This is a genomic window from Niallia sp. RD1, from assembly GCF_024219955.1.
In the GTDB taxonomy this organism is placed as follows: domain Bacteria; phylum Bacillota; class Bacilli; order Bacillales; family Cytobacillaceae; genus Niallia; species Niallia alba.
In genome coordinates this window covers 447,094-462,832 of sequence record NZ_CP100420.1, presented here as the reverse complement: position 1 = coordinate 462,832, position 15,739 = coordinate 447,094, and the positions used below count along the sequence as shown (strand labels likewise).

The window sequence follows — 15,739 nt, the reverse complement described above, 5'->3', positions numbered from 1 at the left end:
ATAAGAAAACAACATTGGAGAAAGGAGAATGAAAATGCAGTATATGAATGGGGAATGGCGTCATTCAGTCTCAGGGGAGTCTTATTCTGTCTATAATCCAGCTACAGGAGAAGTTATTGAACATGTAGCAAGAGGAGGAAGAGAAGACGGACATCTGGCGATCGATGCAGCAAGTAGTGCGCTACCTTTATGGGCGAAGAAAACAGCTAAAGAACGTTCTAACTATTTAAAAACGGTAGCAGATAAGCTCCGGGAAAAAACAGAGGAATTAGCAAGAATCATTACGACTGAAATGGGAAAACCGATTGCAGAATCAAAGGGTGAGATTAACTTAGCTGCTGATTATCTGGAATGGTATGCCGAAGAAGGAAAACGAATCTATGGTGATACGATTCCTGCTAGTTCTGAAACAAAGCGGATTATTGTATTAAGACAGCCGGTAGGTGTAGTTGGTGCGATTACACCATGGAATTTTCCAATTGCTATGCTTGCCAGAAAAATTGCTCCAGCACTGGCTGCAGGGTGTACGGTTGTTTTGAAACCAGCTGAATCGACTCCTTTAACAGCAATCGAGGTAATGAAGGTATTTCATGAAGTCGGACTGCCAAAAGGAGTGTTGAATTTAGTCCACGGTGATGCAGCTTCCATTGGAGATGCGATGATGGAAAGACAAGAAGTAAGAAAAATAACCTTTACAGGCTCAACAAAAGTTGGAAAAGAGCTAGCAGCAAAAGCGTCTGCAACGATGAAGAAGATTTCAATGGAGCTGGGTGGACATGCTCCTTTTATTATTTTCGAGGATGCTGATTTAGAAAAAGCAGCTGAAGGTGTTATTGCAAGTAAGTTCCGTAATGCAGGACAGACATGTATATGCACCAATCGCATTTATGCTCAGAAAACAATTGCAGAGCGTTTTGCTGATATCTTGGTAACAAAAATGAAGAAATTGGTTGTTGGAAATGGTCTGCAGCCGGAAGTAACAATTGGACCACTTATTAATGAAGCAGCTGTTGCGAAAACAGAGGATCATATTCAAGATTCTATTAATAAAGGGGCTCAAGTAGTATATGGAGGAAAAAAACCAGCAGGCGAAATGTTTGAAAAAGGTCATTTCTATGAACCGACGATTTTATTACATGCCACCCACGAGATGAAAATTGCGACAGAAGAAACATTCGGACCGGTAGCGCCAATTTTTGAATTTGATACAGAAGAGGAAGCATTACGCTTAGCCAATGATACTTCCTATGGATTAGCAGCATATTTTTATACAAAAGATGTATCTCGAGTCTTTAGAATGTCTGAAGGACTTGAATATGGAATAATTGGTATCAATGATCCAGTACCTACTACTGCGCAAGCACCATTTGGCGGAGTAAAAGAATCTGGAGTGGGCCGTGAAGGTGGAAAATATGGATTAGAGGACTATTTAGAATATAAATTCCTTTCTTTAGAACTTGACATCTAAGTAGTTTACCTGGTTTTTACAATCTGCTATAAAAAATAGAGTAAGAAAATCTGACAAAATGAAAGAAAGTCGTACAAAGATATGGTATTATCCAATAAACAGAATATTCTATTTTTTATACAAGTAGATTAAGTTTTGCTTATGTGCTTGGAGCATTTGATAGGCAAAGGAATGACTCATTCGTTCTGCTATATCTATTGGGGGGGATAATTATATTAGTTGATCAACTACCAAGAACACTAGGAGAATTGAAACAAAGCATCATGAGGGAAAACAATCTTGTAAATCAATTGATTTTTAAAGTTGGTCTAACCGAACAGCAGATTAGTTTAATGGATAATAAAATTATCATTATTGCTAAGCATAAGCGTATCCCTGTACTGGAAATTATCGAAAGTTCAAGTGATAGCCTAGCGGAGATCATTGATCGTCTACTAATTGACAAATACAAGGAGTTGCTTTTGCGTAACTTAGAGGAAAAACTACACTTTAACGTGCAGTTAATATTAAAGGATTATGATTCCATGAAAGAAATAAGTGGAACGATTATCGTCTTGGACAAGAAAATTGAATCCTATTTGGCTGGTTAAATGAACTCCTTACAAGAGAGCAGGAAAACCGTCAGAATTACACTGAGTTATAACACTCAGGAAATTCTGGCGGTTTTTTTTATTGGGATTAGCAAGTTCAAGCAATGAAAATTAACGTGGTGTATTTAAAGAGAACAATATTCTTAATGGAAGGGAGCTCATTTATGTATAAACTAGAAGTTCGCCATACGAATAAGATTTTTAAAAAAGAAGGAAAGGAAGTAGTGGCCTTAAAGGATGCCAATTTGAAAATCACAGAAGGAAAATTTATCAGCTTAATTGGTCCAAGTGGATGTGGAAAATCGACATTATTTAATATTATTGCTGGTCTAATTAAACCCACAAGTGGTGAGATTCTCCTCGATGGCAAAAATATTGTCGGCAAAAATGGAAATGTAGGCTATATGCTTCAAAAAGATTTACTTCTACCGTGGAGAAGTATTTTACAAAATGTGATTTTAGGATTGGAAATCAAGGGGGTGAGTAGGAAAGAAGCAGTTGAACGAGCAATGCCGCTTCTTCAAAAATACGGGTTAGAGGGATTTGAACATCATTATCCAGATGAATTATCTGGCGGAATGAGACAAAGAGCTGCATTATTACGCACACTTTTATATGACCAAGATATTATTTTGCTCGATGAACCATTTGGTGCTTTAGATGCACAGACACGATTATTGATGCAAACATGGTTGCTCCAGATTTGGACTGATTTTAAGAAAACGATTCTGTTTGTGACCCATGATATTGATGAAGCGATATATTTGTCAGATGAAATCTATGTGTTATCTCCAAGACCTGGACGAATAAAAGAAAAGGTAGAGGTACATTTACCAAGACCAAGAAATGAAAATACGTTATTACAGCCAGCATTTATTGATTTGAAACAGCATTTATTTGCGTTATTAAAGGAAGAAGTTCTGCTAGAAAAATAAATGTAGGGTAGGAGGAATAAATATGCGCGACAATTCAGAGCAAATCATCTTCCAGCAGGAGCTAAAAATGCAAGAGGTAGAAGTATTTCCCGTTATTATGGAGGATGAAGAGCTGAAGGAGAAAAGGAGAAAGCGAATAACTATTATTGGGCAGATTTTAATAGGGATCCTCTTTTTTATGTTTTGGGAACTGCTGGCGAAGTGGAAAGTAATCGATTCTTATTATTGGAGTAGCCCGACGATTATATGGGAAACAGCCGTTATTGCCTTTACGGAAGGAACTTTATGGAGTGATCTTATATATACTTCAGGTGCTACTATTATCGGCTTTCTTTTAGGGACATTTTTTGGTGCGTTGCTTGGATTATCTTTTTGGTGGTCTTATTTTTATGCAAAAATAGCCGAGCCTTATTTAGTTGCCTTTAATGCCATACCAAAACTAGCGTTAGCTCCTGTTTTAGTTATTCTTTTTGGGATTGGTTTTAGTTCAAAAGTGGTTTTAGCACTTATGATGACCGTTATTGTAACAGCGATAGCTGCACATAGTGGGGTAAAAAGTGTTGATGCTGATTTAGAAAAGATGCTCTTTTCCCTCGGAGCGAAAAAATATCATATTTTCATGAAAGTCGTTATTCCATCAGCAATGCCATGGATTGTCAGCAGCTTAAAAATCAATATTGCTTTAGCCTTAGCTGGGACAATTGTAGGTGAATTTATTAGTTCAAGACAAGGAATCGGCCGCATGATTTTATATGCTGGCCAGATTATGAATATAAATTTAGTTTGGGTAGGAGTTGTTGTTTTATCTATATTATCTGTACTTATGTATGGAGGCACCGTTTGGTTAGAAAAACGCTTATTGAGAGGAAATCGAATTAGAGAATAAATGCTATTAGCTTTATCAAATGTATATAAAAAGTGTGCATATAGGGGGAGAGTTCACATGAAAAAGAGTGGTCACTTTAAAGTTGGAGTTTATCTGTTACTTCTTTTAATGATTTTGAGTGGATGTTCGTCAACCAAAGGAGCAAGTGAAGAAAAATCGTCTGGAAATGGAACAAAGAAGCTTGTCATTGCAGAGCCGGTTCACTTAATAGGCTACTTGCCTTTATATGCAGCGATTCGAGAAGGTTTTTTTGAGGAAGAGGGGCTTGAGGTCGAAGTAATTACAGCAACAGGTGGCGCTCATGTTACTTCTGTAGTTAGTGGTGATGCCTGGGGAAATATCGGTGGTCCAGAATCGAATCAAATGGCAAACACAGGGAACTCTGATCCAATTGTTTCGGTAGTAAATGTCGTAAATCGAGCCAATGTATATTTAATGGCGGATACAGATCAAACAATAGCAAATACTAGTAAGGAGGGCCTTGCTGACTATTTAAAAGGGAAAACAATTGCAGCGGGACGTTTCGGAGGAAGCCCCAATTTACTAACTCGATGGTTAATAATGGATGTAGGATTAGATCCTGAAAAAGACGTCAAACTAGAAGAACCAGCAGATGCAAGTGCTGTCGTTTCATTAGTAGAATCAGGGCAAGCAGATATAGCAAATGGAGCAGAACCCCAGATTACAGAAGGAATAAATAAGGGAGTCTGGGCTGAACCATTTTACAGCTTTGCCAGTCTCGGCGATTATCCCTATTCTGTATTAAGTGTAAAAAAGTCGACAATAGAAGAACAACCAGAGACGGTAAAAAGCTTTGTAAGAGCTGTGATGAAAGGACTAAAGGCGATAGATGAGGATCATGAGTTAGCAATGGAAATTTTAAAACAGGAATTTCCTTCTACTACAGAAGAAAGCTTGAAGGCTTCACTTGATCGAGCATATGCAGATAGCCTTTGGAGTAAAGATGGATTTATTTCCGAAGAAGCCCTTGCAAAACCAATGGAGGTTGTCGAAAAAACAGGCGTTTATACAAATGGATATAGCTATGATGAATTAATTGACATGCAATTTGTGGAGGAGCTTTCTAAATAACTGGTAATCATTTTTGAAAAGAAGGCATATGGAATGAGGTAAAAATCACGAAAATGAAATTGTCTGGAAAGGATGAAATGGATGAATCAGCTGGAATGGGATCCTAAACATAGTGCTCTACTAATTGTTGATGTTCAGAATGATTATTGTCATAAAGAAGGAAGTTTAGCTAAACAGGATTTGGATGTATCTATGGTGGATGAAATGATGCCAAATCTGAAAAGCATGATTACTTCCATGAAAGAAATAAATGTCCCCATTATTTATATTCAAACCATCCATGAGGATAGTACCGATTCAGAAACGTGGATTAAACGATTAAAAGGAAAAAATCAGAAGAACCTTTGCAGAAAGGATACGTGGGGAGCAGAATTTTATCAATTAGAACCAGAGAATAAAGATGTAATCGTGATAAAACATAGATATAGTGCATTTATTAATACAAGATTGGATTCCGTATTGAGAGCTTTGAAAATCCAAACTCTTTTAATGGCAGGTGTTAGTACAAATATTTGTGTGGAATCAACAGCAAGAGACGGCTTTATGCTTGATTATGATGTTATTTTCTTATCTGATTGTACTGCCGCCTTCTCAAAAGAGGCACATGATATGACTTTGCAAACAATCAATCAATTCTTTGGAACAGTTGCTACAAGTAAAGAAGTTGTTAAATCTATTCATGCTTTACCAGTAGGAAGCGAATGATTTTATTGTGAATGGATGGAGTGGAATAGACTTGATTTCTGCCGAAAGTGGGTGAAGGCAAGAAGCTCCCATTCCTCCCATAGGAATATTGTAGATTTAGCGGTATGAAAGGATATTACCAACTATGAGAGAATAGTTGAACGTCATATTATAGAGAACACAGATGTTCACCATCATAAAGGATGATTCGAATGGTAAAAAACAAAGTAACTTATTTCGAGGCTAGGGATGGCACCAAAGCGGAGGACCATAAATTCCAATCCATACTTTTATTGATATCTGTCTGTACTGGGGCATTTTTGTCCCATTTTTCTGCTGGATTTGTCAATATTGCCTTAACAGATATATCAATAGACTTTTCTGCAAAGCTTTCCGTTACACAATGGATTGTCAATGGCTACCTTCTATCGATTATGTTATTTTTACCTCTAATGGGGAAACTAGCTGATCAGTTTGGCAAGAAACGTATACATAATCTTGGTTATCTTATTTTTGCAGTGGGAGCATGTGGAGCAGCTCTATCTTTCAATATTCCTCTGTTAATTATTGCAAGAGTAATCCAAGGCAGTGGTGCTGCTATGCTCCAAGCAGTTAATATGGCGATTGTTACAGATGCTTATCCAGAAAAACATCGTGGAAAGGCGCTTGGGATTATTAGTACCTCTGTTGGGATTGGTGCATTATTAGGTCCATCTGTTGGTGGTTTTTTCATTGAAGCTTTTTCGTGGCATAGCTTATTTTGGACTGTGGTGCCAATAAGTATTGGGGCATATTTTTTAGCGCAAAAATTTGTTCCAATGGATCGAAGCTTTGAAAATTCTAGCTTTGATTACAAAGGAAGCATCTATTTTGGTGTGGGAATCGTAACTTTTGTTTTTGTACTTAATTCGATTGGAGAAGGCGTTTATAAGGTATATTTATTAGTAATAGCTTGTGTCAGTGTTGCCTGTTTTCTTTTCTTTTTTTTCCATAGCAAGAAAGAAGAGTACCCATTTATACAGCCATCGATTTTTTCATCTCCGATTGTTAAAGCAGGTGGATTAATATTAATGGCAAGCTATTGTGCTGCATTTGCTTCCACTGTTATTTTGCCATTTTATTTAAGGGGTGTTTTGGGATTTTCTGCCGAGCAATCGGGGCTATTATTGATGTGCTATCCTTTGTTTCTTGCTGTTCTTGGACCAATCAGTGGATCTTTATCAGACAAGTTTGGAGGAGCAAAGGTAGTAGTTGTCGGCTTAGGACTGTTGTGTATTACGATGCTAGGTTTAAGCTTTTTATCTCCTGGGACATCTTTATCCACTTTAATTATTTTGCTTAGCTTATTAGGCTTTTCTATGGGGATTTTAACCTCACCTAATTACAGTATTATGATGCTATATGTGCCCCTGCAATATTTAGGAATGATGAGCAGTACGATTGCTTTGCTTAGAAATATAGGAATGGTAATCGGAACAGCACTTGCGATTACCTTTATGAATACATGGTTAGACGGAACGATAACCGATTGGATGAATGATACTAGGCGCTCAGAATTTGAGGCAGTGATGTTAGGATTTCATTATTTATTTTTACTTTTATTTATTCTTCTAGTGTTGATTGGTATTTATTTTCTTTATTCGGTATTTCGAAGAAAAGAACGAGATGCAGAGGGAATTTTTTAAAGACTTGTTTGTGTAAAGCTGTTTTTTTTATTTATGCTTCAATAAATAAATATTATTTGATGGTTTCGAAAACCCCTGGCTATGCCGGGGGTTCCGGAGAGCTTATAGCGAGGTAACAAAAAAACCTCCTTTCATGGTAGGATAAAGTTGGTTTCCCGACCACTTTATCTCACGCAAGAAGGAGGTATGCCCTTATGAAGGACATGAACAGTTTAGCACATACAACATGGAATTGTAAGTATCACATAGTCTTTGCCCCAAAATACAGAAGGCAAATTATTTATGGCAAATACAAAAAGAGTATAGGACAAATCATAAGAGAGCTATGTGAAAGAAAAGGTGTCATTATACATGAAGCAAATGCCTGTCCGGATCATATCCATATGTTGGTTAGTATTCCACCAAAATTAAGTGTATCGCAGTTCATGGGTTACCTAAAAGGAAAAAGTAGCCTGATGATATTTGATCGACATGCGAATTTGAAATATCGCTATGGGAATCGTAAATTTTGGTGTCGTGGTTTCTACGTTGATACCGTGGGGAGAAATAAGAAACAAATACAAGAATATATAAGAAATCAGCTGAAAGAAGATTATATGGCTGATCAGCTAACTTTGTTCGAAGAATTCGATCCGTTCACGGGTGAGAAAAATCGGAAGTAAATAAAGAAATTCTTTAGAATTGGTGAGTGAATGTGGTGCAGAAGGGAAACCTTTTCAGTGGGCCTTTAAGGCCGAGGCCGGTAAGAGAGGCTTTTAGCCGCAGAGCAAACCACCAGTTCACACTGGTGGTTTTGATTAGATAAACGCATCGAGATATCAGCCAAAAAGAAGTTATATTAGTGAAATATATGGAGATAGGAGTCAAAAAGAAGTTAAATCAGTGAAATATATGGAGATAGGAGTCAAAAAGAAGTTAAATCAGTGAAATATATGGAGATAGGAGTCAAAAAGAAGTTAAATCAGCCAACCCAATCGAGATATCAGCCAAAATCAAAGTATATCAGCCAACCGCATCGGGATATCAGCCAAAATCAAAGTATATCAGCCAAAATCAAAATATATCAGCCAACCCAATCGAGATATCAGCCAAAATCAAAGTAAATCAGCCAACCCAATCGAGATATCAGCCAAAATCAAAGTATATCAGCCAACCCAATCGGGATATCAGCCAAAATCAAAGTATATCAGCCAACCGCATCGGGATATCAGCCAAAATCAAAATATATCAGCCAACCCAATCGGGATATCAGCCAAAATCAAAATATATCAGCCAACCGCATCGAGATATCAGCCAAAATCAAAGTAAATCAGCCAACCCAATCGAGATATCAGCCAAAATCAAAATATATCAGCCAACCCAATCGGGATATCAGCCAAAATCAAAGTAAATCAGCCAACCCAATCGGGATATCAGCCAAAATCAAAGTATATCAGCCAACCGCATCGGGATATCAGCCAAAATCAAAATATATCAGCCAACCCAATCGGGATATCAGCCAAAATCAAAGTATATCAGCCAACCCAATCGGGATATCAGCCAAAATCAAAATATATCAGCCAACCCAATCGGCATATCAGCCAAAATCAAGTTAAATCAGCTAACCCAATCGAGTTAAATTTCTCACACCCAAAAAAAGAGTATAGAACAATCAACCAGATTATTCTATACTCTCCTTAACATTAAAATTTAAATTTCTTCTTTTTGATTAAACTGGGACACAATTTCCATTAATTCTTCTGCCATACTGGATAAGGATTCAGCAGAAGCTTTAATTTCTTCCATAGATGCCATTTGTTCTTCTGTAGAGGCAGCGACTTCTTCTGTACTGCTCCCGTTTTCTTTAGAAAGAAGGGCAATCTCATTAGCAACCCTTACGACGTCTTTGATCTGTGTCGTGATCGTAGCCACCGTTTGGGCAACTTCTTCTATGGCTGGAGCTACTTTTTGCGTGTTTGTTACAATCGTGGAGAAGGATTCAACAGTATTTGTTGATATACTTACTCCTGTCTTCGCTCGATCTAATGTCTCGTTTAACATCGTGACTGCTTCTGATGTATCTTGTTGAATTCCCTGTAAGGATTGCGAAATATCTTGTGTGGAAGCTTGTGACTGCTCCGCTAATTTCCGCACTTCATCTGCTACAACAGCAAATCCTTTTCCGTTTTCTCCTGCTCTAGCCGCCTCGATTGCTGCATTCAACGCTAACAGATTAGTTTGATTAGCGATATTGCTTATTAATTCAATCATTTTTCCAATTTCATTTGAACGCTCCGCTAGGGAAGCAATAATCGAATTGGAACGCTGAACAGAATCATAAATGAACTCCATTTGCGTTAAATTATCATGAATTTGCTTTGTCCCCTGTTCTGCATTCGTAAAGGCAACTTGCGATAATGAAGAGACGTAATGGGAACGGTCTTTTATCGCCTCTACTCCGCTTAAGATTGAATCCAAGGCAAGGGCATTATCAGAAATTTTCCCAAGTGTATGCTCATTGCTCTCAGCAATCGACTGAATGGAAGAGGCTATCGTAGTAGAGGCATTGCTTGATTGTTCTGCACTTGCATGTAATTGTTCAGCTGATGCTGCTACCATATTTGAGCTCTCCGACATATTAGAAATCATTTTTGATAAATTGTCTTTCATTTGTTCAAAAGCTTCATTTAAATGATAAATTTCATCTTTGGCTTTAATAGAGAATTTAGCTGTATGTAAATCTCCTTTTGCAACCTTCTGCATATTTGTTTGTAATTTTTGAATCGGTTTCGTAATAAGTGAAGATTGAATGAAACCAATCGTCAATGAGATAGCAGTTACTATTGCACTAAAAATTACAACAAGAAACATTCTTTGTTCAGACTCTCTCTGGGCATTTTCAATTTCTGGCTTCAAAATATCATTTGTAAGCAAATTATTTAAAATATCAGCCTGATCCGACAAAGTATCTGATAGAGCAGTAACCTCATCTAAAGCAGATTGAGAAGGGCTATTGCTGTTCATCAGTGCGTTTCCTTTATGTGTAAGTTCTTTGTTTAAAGCCGCTAATTCCGTTAATCGTTTTTCTATATCTCCGTCAGCGGAAATTTCTACCCCCTTGTCAACAAAGGTATTGATATTACTGCTAGCACCATTGAATCTGTTTTTGAAACTAGGCGTAGAGTAGACAAAATACCCCCTTAAGTAGGAGATTTGTCTCGCTGCATTCGTTTTAATTTGTTCTGAAATAGAGCGCAGTTCTGTAACTGTTTCGATTAGGTAATCATATGTTTCTACTGTTTCCTTTGTACTTTTATAAGAATAATAAGACAGTATGATAAATAAAATGGAAACAATCAAAAAACTTACAGATAATTTATGTTTAATGGATATTCTCATTCTATTCTCCTTTCTTTTGATAAAACATTTTTGTTAAGGTGCTTTAATTAGCTCCCAAACATAGGAACATCGAATTATATCGGCGGAAATTTCCTTGTTTGTAGTAGAAAGGTAAAAGTCGGAATTAAAAGAAAAGTGGTAATTATTGAAAATAATGGTGCAAGTTCATAGATATAGAAACAAAGGAATGATTTAAGAAGAAGGAGGGTATATAGTAATATCACAACAGATAGAGAGGTGTGCATACATGGCTAATCCAGATATTACAATGTATTATTTTGAACAAAATAGGTATATACCTAACCACCCATATTTACCAGCACTTCATTACAAGAAGGCAATGGAAAATAAGGAAGAAAATATCGAAAAAGTTTTTCATTATAATAATTGGAAAAATAGTTGGACGAATGGAGTTTTTCCATATCATCATTATCATAGTAATGCACATGAAGTTCTTGGGATTAAAAAAGGCTCTGCTTTACTACAAATAGGAGGGGAAGGAGGCTCTAAGCTTATTGTAAAGAGTGGAGATATCTTGCTACTTCCAGCTGGAACTGGTCATAAGAAATTATCAGCTTCACCAGATTTTCAAGTCATCGGTGCCTATCCGAGTGGGGAAGATTATAATATCAAAAAAGATGTAGAGGAAGATTTAAACGGTGTACAAGAGGAAATAGAAAACGCAATTTTTCCTGAAGCGGATCCAGTCTATGGGGAAAGTGGTCCACTTGCAAAGATGTGGAGACAAAAATAATTAGCATAAAATGTTGATGGGACCCTTAGTAATGTGAGTATTAAGACCTAATCAGGGAGGAGGGTTCCACAATGATGGGTTTTAAAAAATCTTTACTTATATACATATTTTAGGTAATGTAAAGATAGATAGTTACATTAATTTAAAGGTGGGAGAACAGCGACAATGGTTTATAAACAAATCGTAGAAAAATGGACAAGTTTTGCAGGATTAGAAGCTAACTTAAAAGCGCAACTAACAGAATTACAAACATCTGATAAGTTGCTGGAGGACAGTTTTTATAAGCACCTAGAATTCGGTACTGGTGGTATGCGTGGAGAATTAGGGCCTGGTATTAATCGCATGAATATCTATACTGTTCGTAAGGCAGCTGAAGGATTAGGGAAATACATAGTAGAACAAGGGGAAAAAGCGATGAATCGTGGGGTAGCTATTGCATATGATTCCCGTCATCAGTCTCCAGAATTTGCATTAGAAGTTGCGAAAGTAGTCGGTAAGCTTGGAATTAAGTCCTATGTATTTGAAGAGCTTCGTCCTACACCTGCATTATCTTTTGCTGTAAGATACTTAAATACATTCGCGGGAGTAGTGATTACCGCTAGTCACAATCCTCCTGAGTACAATGGATTTAAAGCTTACGGAGAAGATGGTGGACAACTTCCTCCTGAGGCTGCAGATATCATTATTAAATATGTAAATGCAGTCGAAGACGAGCTAACGATAGAGGTTTTAGAAGAAAAAGAACTATTAGAAAAAGGCCTATTAACATATATTGGTGCAGATGTGGATGCTGCCTATGTTGAACAATTAAAAACGATCCAATTAAATCGTTTGCCAGAAGCAAAAGATTTAAAAATTGTCTTTACTCCACTACATGGTACAGGAAACAAGCCAGTTCGTGCAGGATTAGAAGCATTTGGATTTGAAAATGTAACAGTCGTAAAAGAACAAGAATTACCTGATTCTAACTTTTCTACAGTAAAATCGCCAAACCCAGAAGAGCATGCAGCTTTTGAAATTGCGATTCGTTATGGAAAAGAAATCGATGCAGATGTTCTCCTTGCTACAGATCCAGATGCAGATAGACTAGGGGTTGCTGTGAAGGATTTAAGTGGCGAATACACCGTTCTTACAGGAAATCAATTAGGTGCATTAATGCTAGAATACTTATTATCCGAGAAAAAAGCGAAAGGGATCCTGCCAGAAAATGGTGTGGTTATTAAAACAATCGTTACCTCTGAGATTGGCCGCACGATTGCTAAGTCCTATGGCATTCCAACAATCGATACATTAACAGGATTCAAATTTATTGGCGAAAAAATTCAAGAATTTGAACAAACACATGAGCATACTTTCCTTTTCGGATATGAAGAAAGCTATGGCTATTTAATCGGTGATTTTGTTCGTGATAAAGACGCTGTTCAATCTGCTATTTTTGCGGCAGAGGTTGCTGCTTATTATAAAGCAAAAGGCTTAACGCTTTATGAAGGATTACTAGAAATTTTTGAAAAGTATGGCTTCTATCAAGAAGGTTTAGAGTCATTAACGTTAAAAGGAAAAGATGGAGCAGAACAAATAGCTTATATTATGGATACATTCCGTAAGGCTCCAATCAAAGAAATAAATGGCTTAAATGTAGTTGCAGTAGAAGACTATTTAACAAGTCAACGTCAAGAAGGTCTAACAGAAACATTGATTGATTTACCTAAATCCAATGTGATCAAATACTATTTAGAAGACGGTTCTTGGTTCTGCTTGCGCCCATCTGGAACTGAACCAAAGGCAAAGTTCTACTTTAGTGTGAATAGCCCTTCCTTAGAAGAAAGTTCTAGTAAACTAGAAGCATTGAAGACAGGCGTAATGGAGCAAGTGAACGCTGTAATCGATGGATATAACAAATAATTCATCAGATTAATAATAAAAAACTCCTTCAAGGAATGTGTTAGTAAAGAGAAGTCATTCTCAGTCTAGACATTCTGAAGGAGTTTTTTATTGGAAAAATTTAAAAATGCAAAAATTGAGTTTTAGAGCGTTTTATTGCCCTAAAGTTCAAAAATCGCCTAGACGAAACTTAAGTTTTCTATATGTAAACACTCCCCAAAATTGAATTTTTGACATTTTCCATTTGCTGAAATTCATAGTATGATTTTACTAATTTAGTAGAGAAAGGAGGGAAAAGATGATTAATCAAGTTACTTTAGTCGGGCGACTAACGAAAGATCCAGAATTGCGAGTAACACAAGAGGGTACATCTATCGTCCATGTTATTGTCGCAGTTAATAGAAACTATAAAAATCAAGCTGGTAACTACGAGGCTGATTTTGTCCAGTGCATATTTTGGAATAAAGTAGCAGAAAATACAGCACAGTATTGTCATAAGGGATCTTTAGTAGGAATCGTTGGAAGAATTCAGACAAGAAATTATGAAAATCAGGAGCAAAAAAAAGTTTATGTGACCGAAGTTATTGCAGAATCTGTTCGTTTCTTGGACCCGAAAAAAGTGGAACAAACCATTCCATAAAGGAGGAAAAAATTGTGAATAATGTGCCAGATGTAATGGTTACATTAATTAAAATGCAGGCAAAGACAAATGAAAAATTAGAGCAATGCAATGTAAGAATCAAACAATTAGAACATATTATTTACACCGAAAAAATCACTCGTACTTCCTCAGCATCTTAAGACTTTCATTCTATACACTACTCACACTATTATCTTTTCGTTTCAAAACTCCTCTTTGAAACAATCAATCTTTATTAGAAAGAATCAATACACACTCCGATTATATTCCCCATTATTTAAGTGCCTTTGTGGCACTTTTTTGTTTGCTGGTAGTTCAATAATAAATACGGAAAATTCTAGTAAGGATTTAAGGGGAAGGATAATACAGAAGGTTATCAACGTAGAGAAGAGAAAGAAAAAACATCCTTAATAAAGAAATTTCCTATTAAGGATGAATCGCTATAATTATCGAATATTCTGATATTTTACCAATCGACTTTTTCTAGTATTGTTAGTACAGCCCGAACTTCTTCTTGCGTAAAGCCTTGTTCTTTTGCCTCCATTATGAGCGATATCCATTCATTGTCCAAATTACTTTCTTTTGAAACTTTGGTGGGAAACAAATTAATCATGATAATTAACCTCCTTATAGAATATAAGGTGGCCTAGCCATCATAGTATAAATCTACCTTAGACCTGAAGCTTTGCGTCCCACCTTTTCAGATGGTTTGCCTTTATCTGATAATTGTACTATTTAAATTTTATCACTATTGTTCAAAAGTTAACAACTTTTTCATAAACAATGTTTCGACATATTCCAACATATCTATAGTAATTAATTATTCGGAAAGCAAATATAGTCGGCAGAAGCAAAAGAGTTAGGACAAGTCCGCAGTATTCTACTGCTTTTAGAGTAACTATTTCTAGCTCGAATTGTTTCTAGCAGACAATTTTTATATAATAGAAAGGGGCTTTTTTAAAATTTTTTCATTAGGGGATACATAATGGATAAGAAATGGTTAGGAAATGTAAAAGTAAATATTTTAAGCTCGGAGGAAGCTATTACTTATATAAAAGAAAAACTAGCGAAGAAAATAGCTTCGGATATTTTTTTCCTAAATGATCATGGATACAATATTGCGCAAAAGGATTCAGCATATCTTGACATACTGAATAATGCTGATTTGTTGTTAAATGATGGAATCGGTATCGAAATGGGAGCAAAGTTTTTTGGATTTTCTTTTAAAGAGAATTTAAATGGCACTGATTTAATTCCAGCATTATTTCAATCTTTAAACGAAGAGAAGGGTAACCAATATCGTGTCTTTCTTTTAGGAGCGAAACCTGGTGTTGCCCAAAAGGCACAAGAACGCCTTCAAGAAAAATATAATAATATCCTTTTTGTAGGCTGTCAGGATGGATATTTTCCGAAAGAAACCACAGAAAATATAATTGAAGAAATTAATAAGAGTAAAGCAGATATCCTTTTAGTAGGATTTGGAATGCCGCTACAAGAACAGTGGATTAAGGAACATCGATCAAAGCTTGAGAGCACGATTACAATGGCTGTAGGTGCTTTTATCGACTTTTCTTCCGGTGAAGTTACAAGAGCTCCTAAAATTTTTCGCGACCTTCGTCTCGAATGGCTATATCGAATGGGAAAAGAGCCGAGAAGATTATGGAAACGAAATTTCGTGGGGCATTTCGCTTTTTTCTATTCTATTTATAAGCAAAGAAAAACAGAGAAAAATACCTGATAAGGAAA

Annotated in this window: 16 protein-coding genes and 1 riboswitch; of the genes, 14 read left to right on the top strand and 2 right to left on the bottom strand. The window is 36.4% G+C overall.

Translation table 11 applies throughout. The features are described 5' to 3' along the window. The first annotated feature begins 28 nt into the window (after positions 1-28). From NKG37_RS02280 to NKG37_RS02240, 9 genes are all read left to right on the top strand, one after another. Positions 29-1,468: an NAD-dependent succinate-semialdehyde dehydrogenase gene (locus tag NKG37_RS02280; protein WP_224427722.1), complete on the top strand. Its 1,440-nt coding sequence runs from the start codon at positions 29-31 to the stop codon at positions 1,466-1,468. 248 nt (positions 1,469-1,716) lie between these two features. Then, complete coding sequence (locus NKG37_RS02275) at positions 1,717-2,058, top strand: Na-translocating system protein MpsC family protein (protein ID WP_198013175.1); 342 nt, start codon at positions 1,717-1,719, stop codon at positions 2,056-2,058. 164 nt (positions 2,059-2,222) lie between these two features. Then, positions 2,223-2,993 (top strand): ABC transporter ATP-binding protein, encoded by a 771-nt coding sequence (locus NKG37_RS02270; protein ID WP_101729371.1) that lies wholly within the window; start codon positions 2,223-2,225, stop codon positions 2,991-2,993. Positions 2,994-3,060: 67 nt separating this feature from the next. Continuing rightward, on the top strand, positions 3,061-3,879 hold the full coding sequence (locus NKG37_RS02265) for an ABC transporter permease (RefSeq protein WP_254416350.1): 819 nt from the start codon (positions 3,061-3,063) through the stop codon (positions 3,877-3,879). Between the two features lie 57 nt (positions 3,880-3,936). After that, positions 3,937-4,971 (top strand): ABC transporter substrate-binding protein, encoded by a 1,035-nt coding sequence (locus NKG37_RS02260; RefSeq protein WP_016202164.1) that lies wholly within the window; start codon positions 3,937-3,939, stop codon positions 4,969-4,971. A gap of 81 nt (positions 4,972-5,052) precedes the next feature. Next, the gene (locus tag NKG37_RS02255; RefSeq protein ID WP_016202165.1) at positions 5,053-5,676 is read left to right on the top strand and encodes a cysteine hydrolase family protein; all 624 of its coding nucleotides are present in this window, start codon (positions 5,053-5,055) and stop codon (positions 5,674-5,676) included. Positions 5,677-5,867: 191 nt separating this feature from the next. Further along, the gene (locus NKG37_RS02250; RefSeq protein WP_016202166.1) at positions 5,868-7,340 is read left to right on the top strand and encodes an MFS transporter; all 1,473 of its coding nucleotides are present in this window, start codon (positions 5,868-5,870) and stop codon (positions 7,338-7,340) included. A 194-nt stretch (positions 7,341-7,534) separates the two neighbouring features. Then, on the top strand, positions 7,535-8,002 hold the full coding sequence (gene tnpA / locus NKG37_RS02245; protein WP_100525941.1) for an IS200/IS605 family transposase: 468 nt from the start codon (positions 7,535-7,537) through the stop codon (positions 8,000-8,002). A gap of 261 nt (positions 8,003-8,263) precedes the next feature. Then, complete coding sequence (locus tag NKG37_RS02240) at positions 8,264-8,443, top strand: hypothetical protein (protein WP_224427724.1); 180 nt, start codon at positions 8,264-8,266, stop codon at positions 8,441-8,443. Positions 8,444-9,029: 586 nt separating this feature from the next. On the opposite strand, the gene NKG37_RS02235 is transcribed toward NKG37_RS02240, so the two are convergent. After that, positions 9,030-10,718 (bottom strand): methyl-accepting chemotaxis protein, encoded by a 1,689-nt coding sequence (locus NKG37_RS02235; protein WP_254415732.1) that lies wholly within the window; start codon positions 10,716-10,718, stop codon positions 9,030-9,032. Positions 10,719-10,965: 247 nt separating this feature from the next. Here NKG37_RS02235 and NKG37_RS02230 point away from each other — a divergent pair, with 247 nt between their 5' ends. The 4 genes from NKG37_RS02230 (at position 10,966) to NKG37_RS02215 (ending at position 14,154) form a co-directional block, all read left to right on the top strand. Continuing rightward, positions 10,966-11,472 (top strand): cupin domain-containing protein, encoded by a 507-nt coding sequence (locus NKG37_RS02230; protein WP_016202169.1) that lies wholly within the window; start codon positions 10,966-10,968, stop codon positions 11,470-11,472. Positions 11,473-11,637: 165 nt separating this feature from the next. Then, positions 11,638-13,374, top strand: coding sequence for a phospho-sugar mutase (locus NKG37_RS02225; RefSeq protein ID WP_254415731.1), 1,737 nt, complete (start codon positions 11,638-11,640; stop codon positions 13,372-13,374). A 277-nt stretch (positions 13,375-13,651) separates the two neighbouring features. Further along, the gene (locus NKG37_RS02220) at positions 13,652-13,993 is read left to right on the top strand and encodes a single-stranded DNA-binding protein (protein WP_016202171.1); all 342 of its coding nucleotides are present in this window, start codon (positions 13,652-13,654) and stop codon (positions 13,991-13,993) included. A gap of 14 nt (positions 13,994-14,007) precedes the next feature. After that, entirely contained in the window at positions 14,008-14,154 is a 147-nt protein-coding gene (locus NKG37_RS02215) for a hypothetical protein (RefSeq protein ID WP_156827760.1), read from the top strand. A 305-nt stretch (positions 14,155-14,459) separates the two neighbouring features. Here the strand turns inward: NKG37_RS02215 and sinI are convergent, their stop codons facing one another. Beyond that, positions 14,460-14,606 (bottom strand): DNA-binding anti-repressor SinI, encoded by a 147-nt coding sequence (gene sinI, locus NKG37_RS02210; protein WP_016202172.1) that lies wholly within the window; start codon positions 14,604-14,606, stop codon positions 14,460-14,462. A gap of 24 nt (positions 14,607-14,630) precedes the next feature. Then, positions 14,631-14,717, bottom strand: a riboswitch (cyclic di-GMP riboswitch). Positions 14,718-14,978: 261 nt separating this feature from the next. Here sinI and NKG37_RS02205 point away from each other — a divergent pair. Continuing rightward, a complete protein-coding gene (locus tag NKG37_RS02205; RefSeq protein WP_254415730.1) occupies positions 14,979-15,731 on the top strand; it encodes a WecB/TagA/CpsF family glycosyltransferase in 753 nt (250 codons plus the stop codon). Positions 15,732-15,739 lie beyond the last annotated feature (8 nt).

Bases quoted from the DNA above. Each gene is read 5' to 3' on its own strand.
- NKG37_RS02280 (WP_224427722.1), top strand. From the start codon at position 29: ATGAAAATGCAGTATATGAATGGGGAATGGCGTCATTCAGTCTCAGGG.
- NKG37_RS02270 (WP_101729371.1), top strand. From the start codon at position 2,223: ATGTATAAACTAGAAGTTCGCCATACGAATAAGATTTTTAAAAAAGAA.
- NKG37_RS02265 (WP_254416350.1), top strand. From the start codon at position 3,061: ATGCAAGAGGTAGAAGTATTTCCCGTTATTATGGAGGATGAAGAGCTG.
- NKG37_RS02260 (WP_016202164.1), top strand. From the start codon at position 3,937: ATGAAAAAGAGTGGTCACTTTAAAGTTGGAGTTTATCTGTTACTTCTT.
- NKG37_RS02255 (WP_016202165.1), top strand. From the start codon at position 5,053: ATGAATCAGCTGGAATGGGATCCTAAACATAGTGCTCTACTAATTGTT.
- NKG37_RS02250 (WP_016202166.1), top strand. From the start codon at position 5,868: ATGGTAAAAAACAAAGTAACTTATTTCGAGGCTAGGGATGGCACCAAA.
- tnpA (WP_100525941.1), top strand. From the start codon at position 7,535: ATGAAGGACATGAACAGTTTAGCACATACAACATGGAATTGTAAGTAT.
- NKG37_RS02235 (WP_254415732.1), bottom strand. From the start codon at position 10,718: ATGAGAATATCCATTAAACATAAATTATCTGTAAGTTTTTTGATTGTT.
- NKG37_RS02230 (WP_016202169.1), top strand. From the start codon at position 10,966: ATGGCTAATCCAGATATTACAATGTATTATTTTGAACAAAATAGGTAT.
- NKG37_RS02225 (WP_254415731.1), top strand. From the start codon at position 11,638: ATGGTTTATAAACAAATCGTAGAAAAATGGACAAGTTTTGCAGGATTA.
- NKG37_RS02220 (WP_016202171.1), top strand. From the start codon at position 13,652: ATGATTAATCAAGTTACTTTAGTCGGGCGACTAACGAAAGATCCAGAA.
- sinI (WP_016202172.1), bottom strand. From the start codon at position 14,606: ATGATTAATTTGTTTCCCACCAAAGTTTCAAAAGAAAGTAATTTGGAC.
- NKG37_RS02205 (WP_254415730.1), top strand. From the start codon at position 14,979: ATGGATAAGAAATGGTTAGGAAATGTAAAAGTAAATATTTTAAGCTCG.